18 protein-coding genes are annotated in these 17,301 nt (G+C 71.3%); 1 reads left to right on the top strand and 17 read right to left on the bottom strand.

From position 1 onward, the window contains the following. Positions 1-91: 91 nt before the first annotated feature. From ACWEMJ_RS30870 to rpsB, 7 genes are all read right to left on the bottom strand, one after another. Positions 92-280: a hypothetical protein gene (locus ACWEMJ_RS30870; protein ID WP_452140429.1), complete on the bottom strand. Its 189-nt coding sequence runs from the start codon at positions 278-280 to the stop codon at positions 92-94. A gap of 61 nt (positions 281-341) precedes the next feature. Beyond that, positions 342-530: a hypothetical protein gene (locus ACWEMJ_RS30875; protein ID WP_452140430.1), complete on the bottom strand. Its 189-nt coding sequence runs from the start codon at positions 528-530 to the stop codon at positions 342-344. Between the two features lie 99 nt (positions 531-629). Next, positions 630-1,496: a phosphatidate cytidylyltransferase gene (locus ACWEMJ_RS30880; RefSeq protein ID WP_452140431.1), complete on the bottom strand. Its 867-nt coding sequence runs from the start codon at positions 1,494-1,496 to the stop codon at positions 630-632. Between the two features lie 142 nt (positions 1,497-1,638). Continuing rightward, positions 1,639-2,196 (bottom strand): ribosome recycling factor, encoded by a 558-nt coding sequence (frr, locus tag ACWEMJ_RS30885; protein ID WP_452140432.1) that lies wholly within the window; start codon positions 2,194-2,196, stop codon positions 1,639-1,641. 81 nt (positions 2,197-2,277) lie between these two features. After that, positions 2,278-3,033, bottom strand: coding sequence for a UMP kinase (gene pyrH / locus ACWEMJ_RS30890; protein WP_452140433.1), 756 nt, complete (start codon positions 3,031-3,033; stop codon positions 2,278-2,280). A gap of 284 nt (positions 3,034-3,317) precedes the next feature. Further along, complete coding sequence (gene tsf / locus ACWEMJ_RS30895; protein WP_452140434.1) at positions 3,318-4,157, bottom strand: translation elongation factor Ts; 840 nt, start codon at positions 4,155-4,157, stop codon at positions 3,318-3,320. A 131-nt stretch (positions 4,158-4,288) separates the two neighbouring features. After that, positions 4,289-5,143, bottom strand: coding sequence for a 30S ribosomal protein S2 (gene rpsB, locus ACWEMJ_RS30900; RefSeq protein WP_452140435.1), 855 nt, complete (start codon positions 5,141-5,143; stop codon positions 4,289-4,291). Positions 5,144-5,751: 608 nt separating this feature from the next. Between rpsB and ACWEMJ_RS30905 the strand changes: the two genes are divergently transcribed. Further along, positions 5,752-6,303, top strand: a complete 552-nt coding sequence (locus ACWEMJ_RS30905; protein WP_452140436.1) for a murein hydrolase activator EnvC family protein — start codon at positions 5,752-5,754, stop codon at positions 6,301-6,303. A gap of 46 nt (positions 6,304-6,349) precedes the next feature. Here ACWEMJ_RS30905 and ACWEMJ_RS30910 read toward each other — a convergent pair whose 3' ends face one another. The 10 genes from ACWEMJ_RS30910 to lepB (ACWEMJ_RS30955) all read right to left on the bottom strand — a co-directional run bounded on the left by ACWEMJ_RS30910 (position 6,350) and on the right by lepB (ACWEMJ_RS30955) (position 17,094). After that, positions 6,350-6,958 (bottom strand): TetR/AcrR family transcriptional regulator, encoded by a 609-nt coding sequence (locus ACWEMJ_RS30910; RefSeq protein WP_452140437.1) that lies wholly within the window; start codon positions 6,956-6,958, stop codon positions 6,350-6,352. 160 nt (positions 6,959-7,118) lie between these two features. Then, positions 7,119-7,880 carry an RNA polymerase sigma factor WhiG gene (gene whiG, locus ACWEMJ_RS30915; protein ID WP_452140438.1) on the bottom strand — a complete coding sequence of 254 codons (762 nt, stop codon included), beginning with the start codon at positions 7,878-7,880 and terminating at the stop codon, positions 7,119-7,121. Between the two features lie 1,212 nt (positions 7,881-9,092). Next, positions 9,093-10,298, bottom strand: coding sequence for a DNA-processing protein DprA (dprA, locus tag ACWEMJ_RS30920; protein ID WP_452140444.1), 1,206 nt, complete (start codon positions 10,296-10,298; stop codon positions 9,093-9,095). 406 nt (positions 10,299-10,704) lie between these two features. After that, complete coding sequence (locus ACWEMJ_RS30925; protein ID WP_452140439.1) at positions 10,705-12,357, bottom strand: YifB family Mg chelatase-like AAA ATPase; 1,653 nt, start codon at positions 12,355-12,357, stop codon at positions 10,705-10,707. A 1-nt stretch (position 12,358) separates the two neighbouring features. Then, positions 12,359-12,829, bottom strand: coding sequence for a YraN family protein (locus ACWEMJ_RS30930; protein ID WP_452140440.1), 471 nt, complete (start codon positions 12,827-12,829; stop codon positions 12,359-12,361). A gap of 289 nt (positions 12,830-13,118) precedes the next feature. Then, positions 13,119-13,445, bottom strand: coding sequence for a DUF2469 domain-containing protein (locus ACWEMJ_RS30935; protein WP_030458804.1), 327 nt, complete (start codon positions 13,443-13,445; stop codon positions 13,119-13,121). 56 nt (positions 13,446-13,501) lie between these two features. Continuing rightward, positions 13,502-13,972 (bottom strand): NUDIX hydrolase, encoded by a 471-nt coding sequence (locus tag ACWEMJ_RS30940; protein WP_452140445.1) that lies wholly within the window; start codon positions 13,970-13,972, stop codon positions 13,502-13,504. A gap of 73 nt (positions 13,973-14,045) precedes the next feature. Next, the gene (lepB, locus tag ACWEMJ_RS30945; protein ID WP_452140441.1) at positions 14,046-14,714 is read right to left on the bottom strand and encodes a signal peptidase I; all 669 of its coding nucleotides are present in this window, start codon (positions 14,712-14,714) and stop codon (positions 14,046-14,048) included. Positions 14,715-14,951: 237 nt separating this feature from the next. Next, positions 14,952-15,875, bottom strand: a complete 924-nt coding sequence (gene lepB, locus ACWEMJ_RS30950; RefSeq protein WP_452140442.1) for a signal peptidase I — start codon at positions 15,873-15,875, stop codon at positions 14,952-14,954. Between the two features lie 205 nt (positions 15,876-16,080). After that, entirely contained in the window at positions 16,081-17,094 is a 1,014-nt protein-coding gene (gene lepB / locus ACWEMJ_RS30955) for a signal peptidase I (RefSeq protein ID WP_452140443.1), read from the bottom strand. Between the last annotated feature and the right edge of the window lie 207 nt (positions 17,095-17,301).

Here is a 17,301-nt window from a genome sequence, read left to right on the forward strand (position 1 = left end):
CCACCACACCCCCAACGGTCCGGATCAACGGGCAACACCGCACATCCAACCGCGCGCAGCACCAACCCGGCGAACCATCCCGGTCAAAGCACTAGCGATGCACGAAGAGGTAGGCGCCGCCCACCAGCAGGGCGAGGCCCAACAGGATCGCCAGCACCACGAAGCCGACGAGCAGCGCGGCGACCCCGGCGCTCACCGCGAGGCCGAACCGCGCCGTGCGCTCGCCGTGCTCGACCGCGGCCGCGTAAGCCCGGTCGTCATCCCAGCTCTGCTCGTCCATGGCGCTCCTTCCCACCGGGACGCTACCCCCGGCGGTCCCTCTCGCAGCCACCGCCCTGTCGCTACCTCTTCGCCGCCCGGTGCCGCTTGAGCAGCGCCGTCAGCGTCGGGTGGTCCACTCCGGCGTTCAGGCCCGCCACCAGGTCGTCCGGGCACAGCTCGTACAGGTCGCCCCACCGCCGCCGCGACCGGTTGTCCCAGATCCGGTACCCGCCCGGGACGCCGCGCGCCACGTACCGCCGTCGGCCCATCGCACCCCCTCCGCCGCGACGGACGGTACCGAGCCGGGGTCGCGGCCTCAACCGAAAAACGGCCCCCGGAATCCGGAGGCCGTGGGGGTGGTGCGGGCGTCAGTTGCCGACGAACACCGTGAGCAGCAGCCAGACCACCGGGGCGGTCGGCAGCAGCGAGTCCAGGCGGTCCATGATGCCGCCGTGGCCGGGGAGCAGGGTGCCCATGTCCTTGATGCCGAGGTCGCGCTTGATCATCGACTCGGCGAGGTCGCCGAGGGTCGCGGTGACGGCCGCGCAGCCGCCCAGGATCAGGCCCTGCCACCAGGAGCCGCCGTCGATCAGGAAGTGCATCAGCAGCGCGCCGGCGATCATCGACAGGCCGATGCCGCCCGCCAGGCCCTCGCGGGTCTTGCCGGGGCTGATGGTCGGCGCGAGCTTGGTGCGGCCGAACTTGTAGCCGACGGCGTACGCGCCGGTGTCCGAGCAGATGGTGACCACCAGGAACAGCAGGATCCGCCAGGCGCCGTCGTCGGCGGCCAGCATCAGCGCCACGAAGGTCGCCAGGAACGGCACGTAGAAGGCGGTGAACACGCCTGCCGTTATGTCGCGCAGGTAGTTCTCCGGCGGCGTGGCCATCCGGGCGACCATCATCGCCAGTCCGGTCAGCGCCAGGATCGCGGCCGCCCACTGGCCGCCCTCGAAGTAGCCGGTCACCACCATGCCGACGCCGCCGACCAGCAGCGGGATCTGCGGGACGTGGATGTCCTTGCGCTCGGCGAGGCGGCTGGTCAGCTCCCGCATGCCGACGGCGACGGCGGCGGCCACCACGACCATGAAGACCGCCTTGACCACGAACAGCGAGGCCGCCACCACCGCTCCGAGGCCCACCCCCACACCTATCGCGGCGGGCAGGTTGCGGCCGCCGCGCGGCTTGCGGGGCTGCTGATCGGTCTGGGCCACGGGGGTCTCCTGGGCGGGGGGCATGAACTGAGTCTGTGCCGCGCCGCCCCCTTCGCCATACCGGAGGCCGCCGCGAATGACCCGTTCGGTGCCGGCCCGGGTCGAGCCGCGCCCCGGGCCGGGCGGAGGAACCGCCGGTCCGGGGCGTACGCGCGGGGGTCTGGGGTCAGACCTCCAGCAGCTCGGCTTCCTTGTGCTTGAGCAGCTCGTCGATCTGCGCCACGAACTTGGCGGTCAGGTCGTCGAGCTCCTTCTCGGCGCGGCGGCCGTCGTCCTCGCCGATCTCCTTGTCCTTGACCAGCTTGTCGATCGCGTCCTTCGCCTTGCGGCGGACGGCGCGGACCGAGACCTTGGCGTCCTCGCCCTTGCCGCGGGCCTGCTTGATGTACTCGCGGCGGCGCTCCTCGGTGAGCTGCGGCAGCACCACCCGGATGACGGAACCGTCGTTCGACGGGTTGACGCCGAGGTCCGAGTCGCGGATCGCGGTCTCGATGGCCTTCAGCGCGGTCTTGTCGAACGGGGTGACCATGGCCATCCGCGGCTCCGGGACGGAGAACGAGGCCAGCTGGTTGATCGGCGTCAGGGCGCCGTAGTACTCCGCGACGATCTTGGCGAACATCGCCGGGTGTGCACGGCCGGTGCGGATGGCGGCGAGGTCGTCCTTGGCGACCGCGACGGCCTTCTCCATCTTCTCCTCGGCCTCGAGGAGGGTCTCGTCAATCACTGTGTGCTCCCTGTCCGGTTCATCTGCTGTTGTCCCGTACCGGTGCCCCGGACGGCTGTTGCTGCTCAGTGCCCCCGACGCCTAGGCCCGGGCGGAGTCCTCGCTGATGAGTGTGCCGATCTTCTCACCCTTGACCGCGCGGGCGATATTGCCCTCGGCGAGCAGTTCGAAGACCAGGATCGGCAGACCGTTGTCCTTGCACAGGGTGATCGCGGTCAGGTCGGCGACCTTCAGGTCGCGGGAGATCACCTCGGTGTAGTCCAGCGAGTCGAACCGGACCGCGGCGGGGTTGCTGCGCGGGTCGGAGTCGTAGACGCCGTCGACACCGTTCTTGCCCATCAGCAGGACGTCGGCGTGGATCTCCAGCGCGCGCTGCACGGCGGTGGTGTCGGTGGAGAAGTACGGCATGCCCATACCCGCGCCGAAGATCACCACGCGGCCCTTCTCCAGGTGCCGGATGGCGCGCAGCGGCAGGTACGGCTCGGCGACCTGGCCCATCGTGATGGCGGTCTGCACGCGGGTCTCCATGCCCTCCTTGATCAGGAAGTCCTGGAGCGCGAGGCAGTTCATCACGGTGCCCAGCATGCCCATGTAGTCGGAGCGGGCCCGGTCCATGCCGCGCTGCTGGAGTTCGGCGCCGCGGAAGAAGTTGCCGCCGCCGATCACGATGGCGACCTCCGTTCCCGCGCGGACCACCGTGGCGATCTCACGGGCGATGGCGTGCACCACGTCCGGGTCGACGCCGAGGCCGCCTCCGCCGGCGAACGCCTCGCCGGACAGCTTGAGCAGTACCCGGCGGCGGGAGCCGTCCGGTGCGGTCTCCTGCGTCTCCTGCATGGACTTTCCCTTCTCCGCCTGCTGGTCAGCAGATCTGCAAGTGCTACTCACGGCGTCGGACGTGCGGGCCCGGTGCCGTGTACACGAGAGGAGGCCACTGCCGCGGGAACCGGTACGGTCTCCTGCACGGCAATGGCCTCCTCGTCGTTCATGGTGCCGACGCCGCCCTCACGGGGTACTGGAGGGCGCGATCGGCGCGTTCCGCCGTCCTCGCGGACGGGCGCTCTCCCACCTTATGTCCGGCTCGGGGCCGGTCCGGGCGGGAGGAGTCGCGCGGAACGGTCTCAGGCGCCGACGCGGAAGCGGACGAAGCGCTTGAGGGCGACGCCGGCCTCGTCGAGGACCTTGGCGACGGACTTCTTGTTGTCCTTGGCGAACGCCTGCTCCAGGACGGCGTTCTCCTTGACGAAGCCGGTGACCCGGCCCTCGACGATCTTCGGCAGGGCAGCCTCGGGCTTGCCCTCCTCGCGCGCGGTGGCCTCGGCGACGCGACGCTCGTTCTCGAGCTCCTCGGCCGGGATCTCCTCGCGGGACAGGTACTTCGGCGCGAAGGCGGCGATGTGCTGCGCGACGTCCTTGGCGGTCTCGGCGTTCTCCTGGTCGAGCTCGACGAGGACACCGATGGTCGGCGGCAGGTCCGGGTCCGACTTGTGCATGTAGACCGCGACGAAGCCGTCGTTGTCGAACTGGGCGAAGCGACGGAAGACGATCTTCTCGCCCAGGGTCGCGTTGGCCTCGTCCACGAACTGCTGGACGGTCTGGCCCGGGGCGATCTCGGAGGCCAGGGCGGCGTCCAGGTCGGCCGGGGAGGTGGCGGCAACGTGCGCGGCGATCGCGTTGGCGACCTCGACGAACTTGCCACCCTTGGCGACGAAGTCGGTCTCGCAGTTCAGCTCGACCAGGACGCCGGACTTCTTGTCCTCGGCGATCAGCGCGGCGACGGCGCCGTTGGAGGCGTCGCGGCCCTCGCGCTTGGCAACGCCCTTCTGGCCCTTGATGCGAAGGAGCTCGACGGCCTTCTCGACGTTGCCCTCGGCCTCGTCCAGGGCCTTCTTGCAGTCCATCATGCCGGCGCCGGTGAGCTCACGGAGCTTCTTGACGTCCGCGGCGGTGAAGTTCGCCATGGTGTGATCTCTTCTCACGTCTCGCGTGTCTGCGTGGGAAAGTGCCGGGGCCCAGGGTTGTGGGCCTCGGCACGGGAGAGAGGGGCACCCACCGGCTCAGCCCGGCCGGTGCCCCTCACCCTGGTGGTACGTCAGGCCTGCTCGGCCTCGGCGGCCGGAGCCTCGGCGGGGGCCTCGGCAGCAGCCTCGGCGGCGGGGGCCTCGGCGGCCTTCTCGCCCTCGAGGATCTCCTTCTCCCAGGCGGCCAGCGGCTGGTCGGCACCCGGCTCGGCCTTCGCGTCGCCCTTGGCGACACCGGCGCGGGACTTCAGGCCCTCGGCGACGGCGTCGGCGATCACGCGGGTCAGCAGGGTGACGGAGCGGATCGCGTCGTCGTTGCCCGGGATCTTGTAGTCGACCTCGTCCGGGTCGCAGTTGGTGTCGAGGATGGCGACGACCGGGATGTTGAGCTTCCGGGCCTCGCCGACCGCGATGTGCTCCTTCTTGGTGTCCACGATCCAGACAGCGCTGGGAACGCGCTGCATGTCGCGGATACCGCCGAGGGTCTTCTCCAGCTTGTCGTACTCACGCTGGAGGACCAGGAGCTCCTTCTTGGTGAGGCCCGAGCCGGCCACATCCGTGAAGTCGATCTCGCTGAGCTCCTTGAGGCGCTGCAGACGCTTGTAGACGGTCGAGAAGTTGGTCAGCATGCCGCCCAGCCAACGCTGGTTGACGTACGGCATGCCCACGCGGGTCGCCTGCTCGGCGATGGCCTCCTGGGCCTGCTTCTTGGTGCCGACGAAGAGGACGCTGCCGCCGTGGGCAACGGTCTCCTTGACGAACTCGAAGGCGCGGTCGATGTAGTTCAGCGACTGCAGGAGGTCGATGATGTAGATGCCGTTGCGCTCCGTGAAGATGAAGCGCTTCATCTTCGGGTTCCAACGACGGGTCTGGTGACCGAAGTGGACGCCGCTCTCCAGCAGCTCCCGCATCGTGACGACGGCCATGTGCCGTGCTCCTCTGTGTTGCCCGGCGCGCCGCGAGGCAGTGCGCTCTACGGGGTGCCGGGGCTCTCGGTTTGTCCGTGCCGGTCGGGCGACCGTCACGCCTGACGCCCCGACGTGCCAAGCCGCTCGGCCTGCGCGGGGCTTGCGGCCTCGGCAGGCTCGGCGGACCGAGCGGCACTCGCACCGTCCGACCGTTCCCGGAGGGGGCGGGCCGTCGGTGGCGGGGCGTGCGAAGTCGACCCGGCAGACCGGGTCGCGTGTGAAGTGTACGGGAAGCCCCGAGCGGCGGGCGACTCCGTGCGGTCCCGCCGCCCTGTTCAGCACCGCTTCGGCACCGCCGCGGGCGGGCTGCCTGCCACCGTTCACCCCTGCGGGGGACGGCAGTTGTCCACAGGCCCGGGTTGTCCACAGGCTCCGGAATCGGCGGGCGGCGACAGCGGCCGGGCCGCCACGCTGGGGGCGTTCGCGTTGAGCGGGCTTGTCATGGTTTGCGCCGGGTGCGGGCGCGGCGCCGGTTTAGACGCGCTTCGAGTGGCGTTACGGGTGGCGTCACGGGTGGCGAGACAAGCGGCGCTTCGAGTCGTGTGTCGTGTGAGGAGGAGGTCGGCGTGGGGCGGGTCCTGGCACTGGTGGCAGGGGTGCTGGCCGGGTGCCTGCTCGCCGGCGGGGGCGGGGGCGGTGGCGCGCTTCCGACGACGTCGGCCACTGTCGGCTTCGCGGTGTTGCGGGCCGGGCCCGGGCGGGTGTGGCCGGTGGGCGACCGGTCCGCGTTGGTGCGGCGGTTCGACCCGCCGCCGACGCGCTGGGCGGCCGGGCATCGCGGGGTGGACCTGGCTGCCGCGCCCGGGGCGACGGTGCGGGCGGCCGCGCCCGGCGTACTGACGTTCTCCGGGCGGGTGGCCGGGCGCCCCGTCGTGGTGGTCACCCACACCGGCTCGGGCACTCCCCCGCTGCGGACCACCTACCTCCCGGTGACCGGCTCCCTCCCCGTCGGCACCGCGGTCGCGGCGGGCGACCCGATAGGCGAACTCACCGCCGACGCCGGGCACTGCCCCACCACCTGCCTGCACTGGGGCCTGCTCCGCGGCACCCGCTACCTCGACCCGCTCGCCCTGCTCGGCACCGGCCACGCCCGCCTGCTGCCACTCGGCCCGCCATGACGTCGGACGGGGTGGGCCCGCGCGCGGGGTCAGCTCACGCGCGAGGTCAGCTCGTGGCTCGGGCGGGTTCCGTGGCGACCCGGGCTGCCGGGGCGGTGCCAGTGGTGCTTGCGGCGGGGCGGAGGCCGTCCAGGGCGAACCGCACCGCCGCGTCGGCGATCTCGGCCTCGTCGCCGGCCTCCCGGACTCGGTCGATCTGGCGGACGGCCGCCTCCACCACGCCTTGCAGCAGCGCGGCCGCGACGGCCGGCCTGGCGTGGCCGAGCTCCTCCAGGGTGCGCATCACCATCGCGGTCAGGCCGCTGTGCGCGGCCCTGATCCGGGCCCGCGCGGCGTCGTCGAGCTCGTACTCGGCGACGGCCACCAGGGCTCGGTGCACCGGATCGGTGGCCAGCGCCACCTGCCCACGGACGTACGCCTCGATCCGCTCGGCCGCGCCGTCGCAGGCCGCCATGCCGGCCTCGATCTCGGCGGCCCACAGCGGGAGGTCGACCGCGCAGAGCGCCTCCACCAGCTCCGACTTGGACCGGAAGTACTCGTACACCGAGGACCTGGCCAGACCGGCACGCGCAGCGAGGGCGCCGAAGTTCAGCGCCTCCCTGCCGCCCTCCGCCAACAGGACGCGCGCGGCGTCCAACAGTGCTGCCTGCTGCAACTGTCGATGCTCGGCCACCGTGGCCGCCCGGATTTTCGGCACGCGCCAACTCTACGGACGCCGACGGCCGACGGGGGCGCACATCGCGCACCCGCCGACCCCGCCGTCGTACCGCTGCCGCCCGGCCACCGCGCTGCTGCCCCGCCGTCGTACCGCTCGCTCAGCGGGCGTCGGACATCTTCGCCCGCAGCTGCAGCACCGACTTGGTGTGGATCTGGCTGACCCGGCTCTCGGTCACCCCGAGCACCTGGCCGATCTCGGCGAGGGTCAGGCCTTCGTAGTAGTAGAGCGTCACCACCGTCTTCTCGCGGTCGGGCAAGGTGTTGACCGCCGAGGCCAGCAGGCGGCGCAGCTCGCGATCCTCGGCGATCTCGACCGGGTTGTCCGCACCGTTGTCCGGCAGCGTCTCCATCAGGGTCAGCCGGTCGCCGCCCTCGCCCGCCGAGTGCAGCAACTCGTCGAGCGCCACCACATTGGCCAGCGACAGCTGGCTGAAGATGGTGTGCAACTCGTCCAGCGCGATGCCCATCTCCTCCGCCACCTCGGGATCGTGCGGCGTCCGCCGCAACCGGGCCTCCAGGGTGGCGTAGGCCCGCTCGACCGCCTTCGCCTTCTGCCGCACCGACCGCGGGATCCAGTCCAGCGCCCGGAGCTCGTCGATGATCGCGCCGCGGATCCGGCTGATCGCATACGTCTCGAACTTGATCGCCCGGTCGATGTCGAACTTCTCGATCGCATCAATCAGGCCGAACACCCCGGAGGACACGAAGTCCGCCTGCTCCACATTGGCCGGCAGCCCCACCCCCACCCGGCCCGCGACGTACTTCACCAGCGGCGAGTAGTGCAGGATCAGCTGGTCTCGCAGCCCCTGGTCACCCGTCTCCTTGTAGGAGCGCCACAACGCCTGCAGCGCCGACTGCACTCCTGCCCCGGGCGGCGCCGCCGCGGGTGCGGACGCTGGTGCCGCCGGGACGGACGGAGACGCCGGCGTCGGTTCCGGGGTCGGACCGGGCAGCGCGACCGACGCTGGGAGCTGCGGCGCTTCCTGCCCCGGGACCTGCCCCGCGCACTGTCCCGAGTCCGACGCCGGGGCGGGCGTCTCCACGGAACGTTCCGCCTCCGGACCGCTCGCCTGTCTGCGCACCTGCGAGCTCCGGACGGGGGCGTCGCCCGGTTTCACCTTCGACCGTGCGCCGCGCCTGGATTGGCCGCGCACCTGCCGACCGTTCGCCGGCAGCGCGTCGGCGGAGGAGGCACCCGGCGGCGACGCGTCGGCCGCGGTTCGCCCGGACCCACCCGCCGCCCGCGACCCCTCGCCCTCCCGGCCATCGCCGTACTGGCCGTCACCCGAGTGTTCGGCACGCGGCTCCGACGCCGATCCGCCCAGCGGGCTGCCGGCGGGCCCCTCGGCGCGCGGCCGAGGTTTGGCCGGCCCGCCCGACGGCCCGGTTGACGACCCACTCGACGGTCCGCTCGACGGCCCGGTCTGTGGGCACGGCAGTAGGTGGCCGGGCCGTTCGGCGGCTGGGCGCGTCGAGGGCTGCCGATCCGACGGCCCTTGGGGGACGGGGGGACGGGGAAGGGGCGAGGGCGAGGCGGGACGGGCCTGGGACTGTGGGGTCGCGGTCGGGGTGGTGCCCGACCTCGTCATTCCCACGACTCCCGAGGGCCTGGCCCGCAGCTCCGCAGCGTTGCGGGTCTCGGCCCCCGTCCCGTCCGAGGACCGACCGTCACCGGTCACCCTGTGTCCGGGAATGTGAGTGGGCATGCGTTGGTCTGCGCCGTTCTGCCGAGTCATGTGCTGATAGGGACGCCATAAGCGAGCGTAGCGTGACCGAGTAGCTGCACAGTGCTACCGCCACTCGGACGTCGCCCGATCCGGTGGCACTGGCGGGCTTCACCGGCGCGTCGCGGCGCGCGCCCCGGCCGACCCCCGGGCGCTCCGCTTACGCCGGGCCGCCGACCAGCACAGACCTCCCTAAGGCATCGAAATCTCCGCGTCACTCACACTCGCCCCTGTCGCCCGACCGGGCTCAGCTGTCTCAGCGCCGCTCTCAACTCACCTTGGGTTCCTTCCTGTTGACGGCGTGCTCCGTTCGGTCGACCTTCCATGTCCGTGGTTGCGCAAATCCGATCACTTGCGGCGCACCAACCTCCAATGCGCTCCGTGGCGTTCGACGAAGCCCAGCGAGCTCAGCTCGTGCAGGTGGTGCACGGTCTCCTGCGGGGAGAGCGCCGCGTACTGGGCGAGTCGCTGCACCGGTGCGCCGTCCGCGCTCGCCGGCACCGCCTCCAGGACGCGGGCCACCGAGGGTGCCAGCGCGTCGCGGGGCAGGATCGGACCCGCTCGCTCCGGCGACAGGTCGTCACCGATGGAGCCGATCAGCTCGCCGACCTCGGTTCCATTGGTGACCAGCGTCGCCGCACCGCTTCTGATCAACGCGTGCACTCCGGCCGAGAGCTCGGACGTCACCTGGCCGGGGACGCCCATGGTGTGCCGGTTGAGATCCATGGCACGGCGCGCTGTGCTGAGCGCGCCGCTGCGCGGCGCCGCCTCGACCACAACGGTGCCTCGGGTGAGCGCGGCTATCACCCGGTTGCGCAACACGAATCTGAACCTGGTCGGGTTCATCCCGAGCGCCAGTTCGCTCACCAGCAGTCCGTCGTCCCCGATCCGGGCGATCAGCGCCTCGTTCCCGCGCGGGTAGCAGATGTCCACGCCGCTGGCCAGGACCGCGATCGTCATCCCGTTGACGGCCAGCGCACCCTGGTGGGCGGCCGTGTCGACTCCGTACGCGGCTCCGGACACCACCACCCAACCGCGTTCGGCCAGTTCGGAACCGAGCTGGCCGGCGATGTGCCGCCCGTATGCGGTGCAGGCGCGGGATCCGACGATGGCGACCGATCTCAGCGCCAGCAGGCGCAGCGAGGGGAGCCGTGGCCCCGGCCGACCTCGGACCCACAGTCCGACCGGGCGGCTGTCACCCAGGTCGTCGAGCTGTGAAGGCCATTCGGTGTCGCCCGGAATGATGAACTTCCCACCGAGCTTGGCGATTCGTTCAAGGTCGATGGCCGGGTTGAACTTTCGAAGCCTCTCCTGGTAGGCGGTGATCCGGTCTGCACCTAGGCCGAGTTGGCTCGGCGATGCTCCGTTGTAGAAGCCCCGCACCAGGCCGACGACCCCCAGGCGTTGGATCGCCCGGCCGATGGCCGCGTCACCGGGTTCGATCAGCCGGGTGAGCGCTGCTCTGGCCACCCGCTCGGGTTCGGGCGGGTCGGGTGTGGTCCCCGCCGCGCCCCACCGGATGGGCCGGATGACTCGCTGGTCGCTCCGCACCATCCCCGTGCGAGTGGAATGACCGACAGCGCTCGGATCGGCGGTGCAGTGCCGGGTCGCCCTTTCGGCGGTGCGGACCGCATGGCCTGCGGCAGCCGCGCCCTCCGGGGCCGGCAGGCGAGGATCTGCCGTGACCGGGCTCGCTTGTCGGAGGGTGGGCGGGCCGGCGCCCCTGATCAGGTGGCGCAGCCGGTCATGGCCGTCATTCGCCGCATGGGGGTCGGGCGGATGCGGCGGAGAGAGGCTGTCGGGTTGGCCCGGCAGAGTGGGGACTGCGGGACGCGCTGCGGTCATGGTCGAGGTCCTCCTGCTGGTGCTGGTCGGCGGGTCGGTCGCCGGGGTGGCTGCGCGGGCGCGGGTGCGTGGTCGGGTGGGCTACGGGTCGGCCGGCGACTGCTGTGGCGGGTGTTCAGAACTCCGCTCCCAGGTCGGCGTCCGCGTCGTAGTACTGGTCGGATCGGCGGTCGGTCGGGCGGGTGACGCGCTGGACCCCGGTGCGGAGGGTGAGCGCGGTCTGGACGTCGGTGCGGGTGGGGCGGGGGCGGCAGGCGAGGTCGGCGACTGTCCACGCGACGCGGAGGATCCGGTCGAGGCCTCGTGCGGTGAGCAGTCCTCGATCGAGGTCACGCTCGGCGTCGGTGAGCGAGCCGGGTGCGAGTTGCCAGCGCGTGCGCAGCTCGTGCCCGGGCACTTCGGCGTTCGTCCGCCACGGGGTGTCGGCGAGGCGAGCCGCGGCTCGCTCGCGGGCCTCCCGCACGCGTTCGGCGACCGTGGCCGTGCTCTCGGCCTTTCCGCCTTGCTGCATCAGCTCGGCCCGGCTGACTCCGGAGACCTGGACTTGGAGGTCCACCCGGTCGAGCAGTGGCCCGGACAGCCTCGCCTGGTAGCGGTTGACCATGACGGGGGTGCATTCGCAGCCTTCTCCTCTCAACGAATGGCGGCCGCAAGGGCAGGGGTTGGCGGCGAGGCAGAGCAGGAAACGCGCGGGCAGCCGCATCGAGCCTGCGGCTCTGGCGATCATCACCTCGCCCGATTCCAGGGGTTGGCGCAGGGCGTCGAGGACCCGGACCGGGAATTCGGGCGCCTCGTCGAGGAAGAGCACACCTCGGTGGGCGAGGGAAACGGCGCCGGGTCGGGGCAGTCCCGTCCCGCCGCCCACGATGGCGGGCATGGTGGTCGAGTGGTGCGGTGCGCAGTACGGCGGGGTGTCGATCAGTGGGCGGTCGGCCGGGAGGATGCCGGCCACGGAGTGGATCGCCGTCACTTCGAGGGCTTCGGCCTGGGTGAGTGGTGGGAGCAGCGCGGGGAGCCGTTCCGCGAGCATGGTTTTGCCGGCTCCGGGTGGCCCTTTCAGGTACAGGTGGTGGCCGCCGGCCGCGGCGATCTCCAGGGCTTGGCGGGCTTCGTGCTGCCCGGCCACGTCGGCGAGGTCGGGGCGGCCGGCCTGGTCCGAGCTGACGTCGCGGACGCCGAGCCCGGGAAGCAGCAGTCCGGCGTACGAGGAGTCGGGACGACCGGTGGAGAGGTCGGGTGGTTCGTCGGGGACGGGGGCGTTGGTGAGGATCGCGATGAGCTGGCGCAGGCTCCGTACCCCGAGAACGGAGACGCCTGGCACCAACTCGGCTTCGGCTGCGGTCTGTTCGGCGACCACGATCTGTCGGTAGCCGGCGTCCGCCGCGGCCAGCACTGCGGGCAGGACGCCGCGCACCGGGCGTACCCGTCCGTCCAGTCCGAGTTCGCCGATGATCAGCAGGCCGTCGATCGACGCGGGGTCGAGCCGTTCGGCGGCTGCCAGCACGGCGCAGGCCACGGCCAGGTCGTAACCGCTGCCGCTCTTGGGTACGGAGGCCGGGGTGAGGCCCACGGTGAGTTTGCGCAGCGGCCACTTCTCGCCGCTGTTGGAGACGGCTGCGCGGACCCGGTCACGGGCTTCCAGGAGGGCCTTGTCGGCGAGGCCCACCAGGCTGAAGGCTGCGAGTCCGGGTTCGAGGTCGGCCTGGACCTCGACCACGACGCCGTCCACCCCGACCAGGGCGACCGAGCAGGTTCGTGCGAAGGCCACGTCACACCGCCCCGCGCAGGTGCTCGACCGCGGCGGCGCCCCTGAGCGGGTTGACCACGGCGACCAGGTCGATGCGGACTCCGCCGGGCGGCGGAGGCGCCGGCCCGCCGGTCACGGTTTCGTCCGGCGGTTCGGTGCCGTCCGCTCGCTCGGCGGCCAGCACCAGGCGGGAGAAGTGCATCGGCCAGCGTTCGGCGAGCCACCGTTCGGCGAGGTGGCGCAGCCGGTCGGCCTTGGTGCGGTCGATCGCTTCTGACGGCTGTTGGAAGCCGCGCTCGGACCTGGTCTTCACCTCGCACACCGCGAGGGTGTCTCCGTCCAGCGCGACGATGTCGAGCTCGCCCTCGGCGCAACGCCAGTTGCGCTCCAGGATGCACAGCCCGCCCTCCACGAGCCGGCGGGCGGCGACCTCCTCGCCGTAGCGTCCGAGGCCGTTGGTGGAAATCTTGTTGGGATTCTGCACGGCAATCACCTCCGGCCGAAGGTTGCCTTCGCAGCCGGGAAGTGGGCCAGTGGAATCGGCAGGCCTGTGGATAACTCGGGCCTGTGGATAACTCAGGTCGCTCGTCCGAGTGACAAATCCGGAAATGGGCTGGACAAGCGGCGATCTCAGCTACCAGTCTCGGTGGCCCGGGCATCGCCGCAGGTCACCACGGTGCGGCCGCTCGGTGCGAAGGGCGCGGTCGGCCGCGCCGTTCCTCGCCCACCCCGGGCTGTCGGACCCGGGGCGCTCCCGGGCCGGCCGTTCAGCCGCCGAACGGTCAGTTCCCGAACGCGGAGTCGTCCGAGGGCAGCTCAAGATCGCTCTTGGCCAGCTCCTCGATATTCACGTCCTTGAAAGTCAGAACGCGCACCTTCCGAACGAATCGGGCCGGTCGGTACATGTCCCAGACCCACGCATCCGCCATCGACACCTCGAAGAACACCTCGCCCTGCACCGAATGCACCTGCAGGTCGTAGTCGTTCGTCAGATAGAAACGCCGCTCGGTCTCGATCACGTACTTGAACAGGCCGACGACATCCCGGTACTCCCGGTAGAGCTTGAGCTCCATCTCGGTCTCGTACTTCTCGAGGTCTTCGGCACTCATTCCAAGCGTCCCCTCACTCGTCACGTCCACCCCATTGTGGACCACCGGGCCAGTGCTCAGAGCCGTACTGGCGGTTCTGGCGGTCCTTCCGTCAGAACCCGTTCCATCAGCGCGGCCAGTCCGCGCGGATACACGGTCTCCTCTGTGGTCCTCAACTCCCTTGCCGTCCACCAGCGGAGGCCGAGCAGCAGCGCGTGCTCCTCCGCCCCGCTCTGCCGCAGTGCCACCTCGACCTGGCCGGTACGGGCCAGGTGGAACCACTGCTCCTGTTCGTAGTCCCTGCCCCGGAAGGAGAACCTCACCGTGCCGTACGCAACCAGCGGTCCCCACTCCACCTCGGTCAGCCCGATCTCCTCGGCGAGCTCCCGCCGTGCCGCTTCGCCCGGGCTCTCGCCCGGTTCGATGCCGCCGCCCGGGGTGATCCACCAGTCGGTGCCCGGCGTGGCCGGGTCGGTCCCGTGCAGCAGCAGGACGCGCCCGTCCGGGTCCAGCAGCAGCACGCGAACGGCTCTGCGGCGTTCGACCATCACCTGGTTCGCCTCCGTCCTGAGGTTCTGCGCGCGCTTCCGGGCCGGCCCCGACGTACCGCCGGCCGCCGACTCAGGCCTTCCGCCGCCCCCGCAGCTTGCCGCCCAGCGACACCGCCCAACCCGCCGCCGAGGCGAGCACGATCAGGGCCGCCCCGCCGACCGACGTCCAGGCGGCGGGCACCAGGGCACCCGCCTCGTGCGCACGCGGCGCACCCAGTTCGTCGAAGGCCGTGGTGCGCTCCTCCAGCCCGGACCGGGACAGCGGAAGGATCACCGCCTCGACCCTCGCCCGCACCCCGGACGCGGGAACGGTGCCGAAGGCCACGTCGAGATGGCTGCGCGAATCCATCGAGTTGCCCCGAAAGTCACCGAGCAGGAACAGCCGCCCCTCGGGCACTGTCACCGAGAACTCGGTGGCGACGACGGTGGCCTTGGCCAGGTACGGCTCGGTCAGCTGGTGGCCGTTGACGGTGATCCGCCCCTCGCGGTCTCCGGAGACGGTGTCACCACCGACCGCGGCCACCCGCTTGACCAGGGTGGCGTTGCCCCAGTCCGGGTCCTGGAAGACCACGACGTCGCCACGCCCGATCGACTTCTCGTCAGCAGTGCGGGCGAGGACGGTGTCGCCGATCTCCAGCGTGGGGCTCATCGAACCGGTGGGGATCTTGTAGGGCCGGTACTGGACGGCGAGCACCGCGAATCCCCCGACCAGCATCACGAAACCAATCGCGATCACCACACCCTGCACGATCGAGGCAGGGCTTCGGCGGCGGGCCGGCCCGGCCTCGGTAGGCGGTGTCCGCTCCGCGACGCTGCTCATCGGCTTCGCCCTCTCCTGGCGCTCACGCGCTCCGGGCGAGCGCTCGCTGCCTGCCTGCTCGTCACCGTCCTGGGCTGGACAGCACTGCGGGCCGTGGCACGTGCGAGCAGATTACTCACGAGTACCACGGCCCGCGCAAGAGTCAATCGCGGACGGTCAGCGACGGCGCTTGCGCACCCACCACACGGCGGGGACGGCCAGTGCCGCGCCGGCCAGCGGCGGGGCGAGCGGACCGGCGGCCGCCAGGCCCTTCTGGTCGAAGGTGTCGGGGACGGGCAGCGTCGCCCAGTCGCCGATCGGCCAGGCCACCACGAACGCGCGGCCGACGACGTTCCCGACCGGGACGGTGCCGCCACCCGGCTGGTCCATGTGGTACCGGGAGTCCAGCGAGTTGGCGCGGTGGTCGCCCATCACCCAGATCCGACCGTCCGGCACCTTCACCGGGCCGAACGGCTTCTCCCCGCACGGGGTGTTGCCGGCGAAGATGTACGGCTCGTCCAGCGCGATGCCGTTCACCTTCACCGGGCCGGAGCCCTGGCACTCGACGGTGTCCCCGCCGACCGCGATGACGCGCTTGATCAGGTCCTTCTCGTCGCTGGACGGCATCAGCCCGATGAAGCTGAAGACGTCCTGGACGCCTCGCACGAAGGAGTTGCTGCTGCGCTGGGCGGGCTCGTCGTTCAGCCACCCGCCCGGGTCCTTGAAGACCACCACCTCGCCGCGCTCCGGCTCCGAGCCGAACCAGGGGGTGAGCTTGTCCACCAGCACCCGGTCACCGACCTGGAGGGTGTTCTCCATCGAACCCGACGGAATCGAGAACGCCTGGACGAAGAAGGTCTTGATCACCAGAGCCAGGATCAGGGCAATGCCGACGAGGATCGGCAGCTCCTTCCAGAAGGAACGCTGCTTGGGAGCCTTCCTGGCCCTGGCCGGCGCCTCCGAGTCGCTCTCCTCCGCCGTGTCGGAGTCGGCCGCCCGCAGGGCGTCACCGTCCTCGACGTGCCGTCCCTCGGAGTTGCCCGAAGGCTCCCCGTCGGGCTCCGGAGCACCTGAGCGGGCACCGATCACCAGATCCCCCACGACATCTCCTCCCTGCTGTGCGGACGCCTGCGCGCCCGCGCTCACCAGTGCCGCACAGCGGGCACCACACTCTGCGATCGACCGAAAACCCGCCTCTGGCTTGCCCTACCAGGGCACGCCCGACACCAGGTCGGAACCGAGCACTTCAGCACTTCTCTATCACTCCCGGTCCGCCGACCCGTGTTTCCACGCGCCGACCGGACCGTCAGTCAGCCATCGGCCCGGCCCGCCGGTGCGCTCTCCACCGCCGAGCAACGACCGGGAGGACGCCCAACACACCCATAACGAGCGGGGGTTCCGCAGGAATCGGTCCAACGGCCGATGATCCTGCCACTCGCACCGGCAGTGAGGAGAGTGAATCGGGGACACCCAGTTGACCGAAGTGGGGGAGCGGCCACGCGACCACGAACGCACGGCCGACCACGTTCGCCACCGGGACGGTCCCGGCACCCGGGTTGCCCATGTGGTAGCGGGAGTCGGCGGACAGGTCGCGATGGTCCCCCATCACCCACAGCCGCCCCTGAGGGACCGTCACCTTGAAGGTGATCCGCGAGGGTACGTTGCCGGGCGCGATGTACGGCTCGTCCAGCGGAGTGCCGTTCACGCTCAGCCGGCCCTGGGCGTCGCAGCACTCCACGGTGTCGCCGGCGACACCGATCACCCGCTTGATCAAGTCCCGCTCGTCGTCGGAAGGAAGGAGACCCACCGCGGAGAACACCGACTTGGCGTGCCGAAGCACGGATCCGTCCGCGGACGGCTTGTGGTCATTCTCCAACCAGCCACCCGGGTCCTTGAACACCACCACCTCGCCGCGCTTCGGCTCCGAGCCGAACCACGGGGTGAGCTTGTCCACCAGCACCCGGTCACCGACCTGCAGGGTCGGCTCCATGGAACCGGAGGGGATCACGAACACCTGGACCAGAAAGGTCTTCAGCACCACCGCGATGACCAGCGCCACCAGCACGATCACCGGCAACTCGCGCAGAAAGGAGCGACGGCCACGACGCGCAACCCGCTTGGCAGTACGCCGCCGCTCGGCACGACCGCGCCCGATCCTGCTGCCGGCCGCACCGTCCGCGCCGCCGTCGACGGCCGCTTCCGTGCCCGATGCTCCGCTGCTCTCATCGGCAGCGCCGGCAGCCCCGGCCCAGCCGGACGGATCGGTCGGGCCCGACAGGCCCGACGGGTCGGACTGGCCGGTCAGCTCGGCGTCGTTCACCCCGCCAGCGCCCCCCGGCGCCGCGGCGGGCAGGTACACCGACTCCGGTGGTTCCTGGTGGCCGTCGTGGGGCCGCCCCCCGCCATCGGCCGGACCCTCGGAGCCGGCCGGGCCATCGGTGGCGGCCCGGGGTCTACCTCTGCTCCCCATGGCCACCAGTCCCCTCAATCGCGGCGAATGCCGCCGGGCGGTCGAGCGAGCTCGTCC

The sequence above is a fragment of the Kitasatospora sp. NPDC004531 genome (genome assembly GCF_053602195.1).

Bases quoted from the DNA above. Each gene is read 5' to 3' on its own strand.
- ACWEMJ_RS30870 (WP_452140429.1), bottom strand. From the start codon at position 280: ATGGACGAGCAGAGCTGGGATGACGACCGGGCTTACGCGGCCGCGGTC.
- ACWEMJ_RS30875 (WP_452140430.1), bottom strand. From the start codon at position 530: ATGGGCCGACGGCGGTACGTGGCGCGCGGCGTCCCGGGCGGGTACCGG.
- ACWEMJ_RS30880 (WP_452140431.1), bottom strand. From the start codon at position 1,496: ATGCCCCCCGCCCAGGAGACCCCCGTGGCCCAGACCGATCAGCAGCCC.
- pyrH (WP_452140433.1), bottom strand. From the start codon at position 3,033: ATGCAGGAGACGCAGGAGACCGCACCGGACGGCTCCCGCCGCCGGGTA.
- tsf (WP_452140434.1), bottom strand. From the start codon at position 4,157: ATGGCGAACTTCACCGCCGCGGACGTCAAGAAGCTCCGTGAGCTCACC.
- rpsB (WP_452140435.1), bottom strand. From the start codon at position 5,143: ATGGCCGTCGTCACGATGCGGGAGCTGCTGGAGAGCGGCGTCCACTTC.
- dprA (WP_452140444.1), bottom strand. From the start codon at position 10,298: ATGGTGCGGAGCGACCAGCGAGTCATCCGGCCCATCCGGTGGGGCGCG.
- ACWEMJ_RS30935 (WP_030458804.1), bottom strand. From the start codon at position 13,445: ATGAGTGCCGAAGACCTCGAGAAGTACGAGACCGAGATGGAGCTCAAG.
- ACWEMJ_RS30940 (WP_452140445.1), bottom strand. From the start codon at position 13,972: ATGGTCGAACGCCGCAGAGCCGTTCGCGTGCTGCTGCTGGACCCGGAC.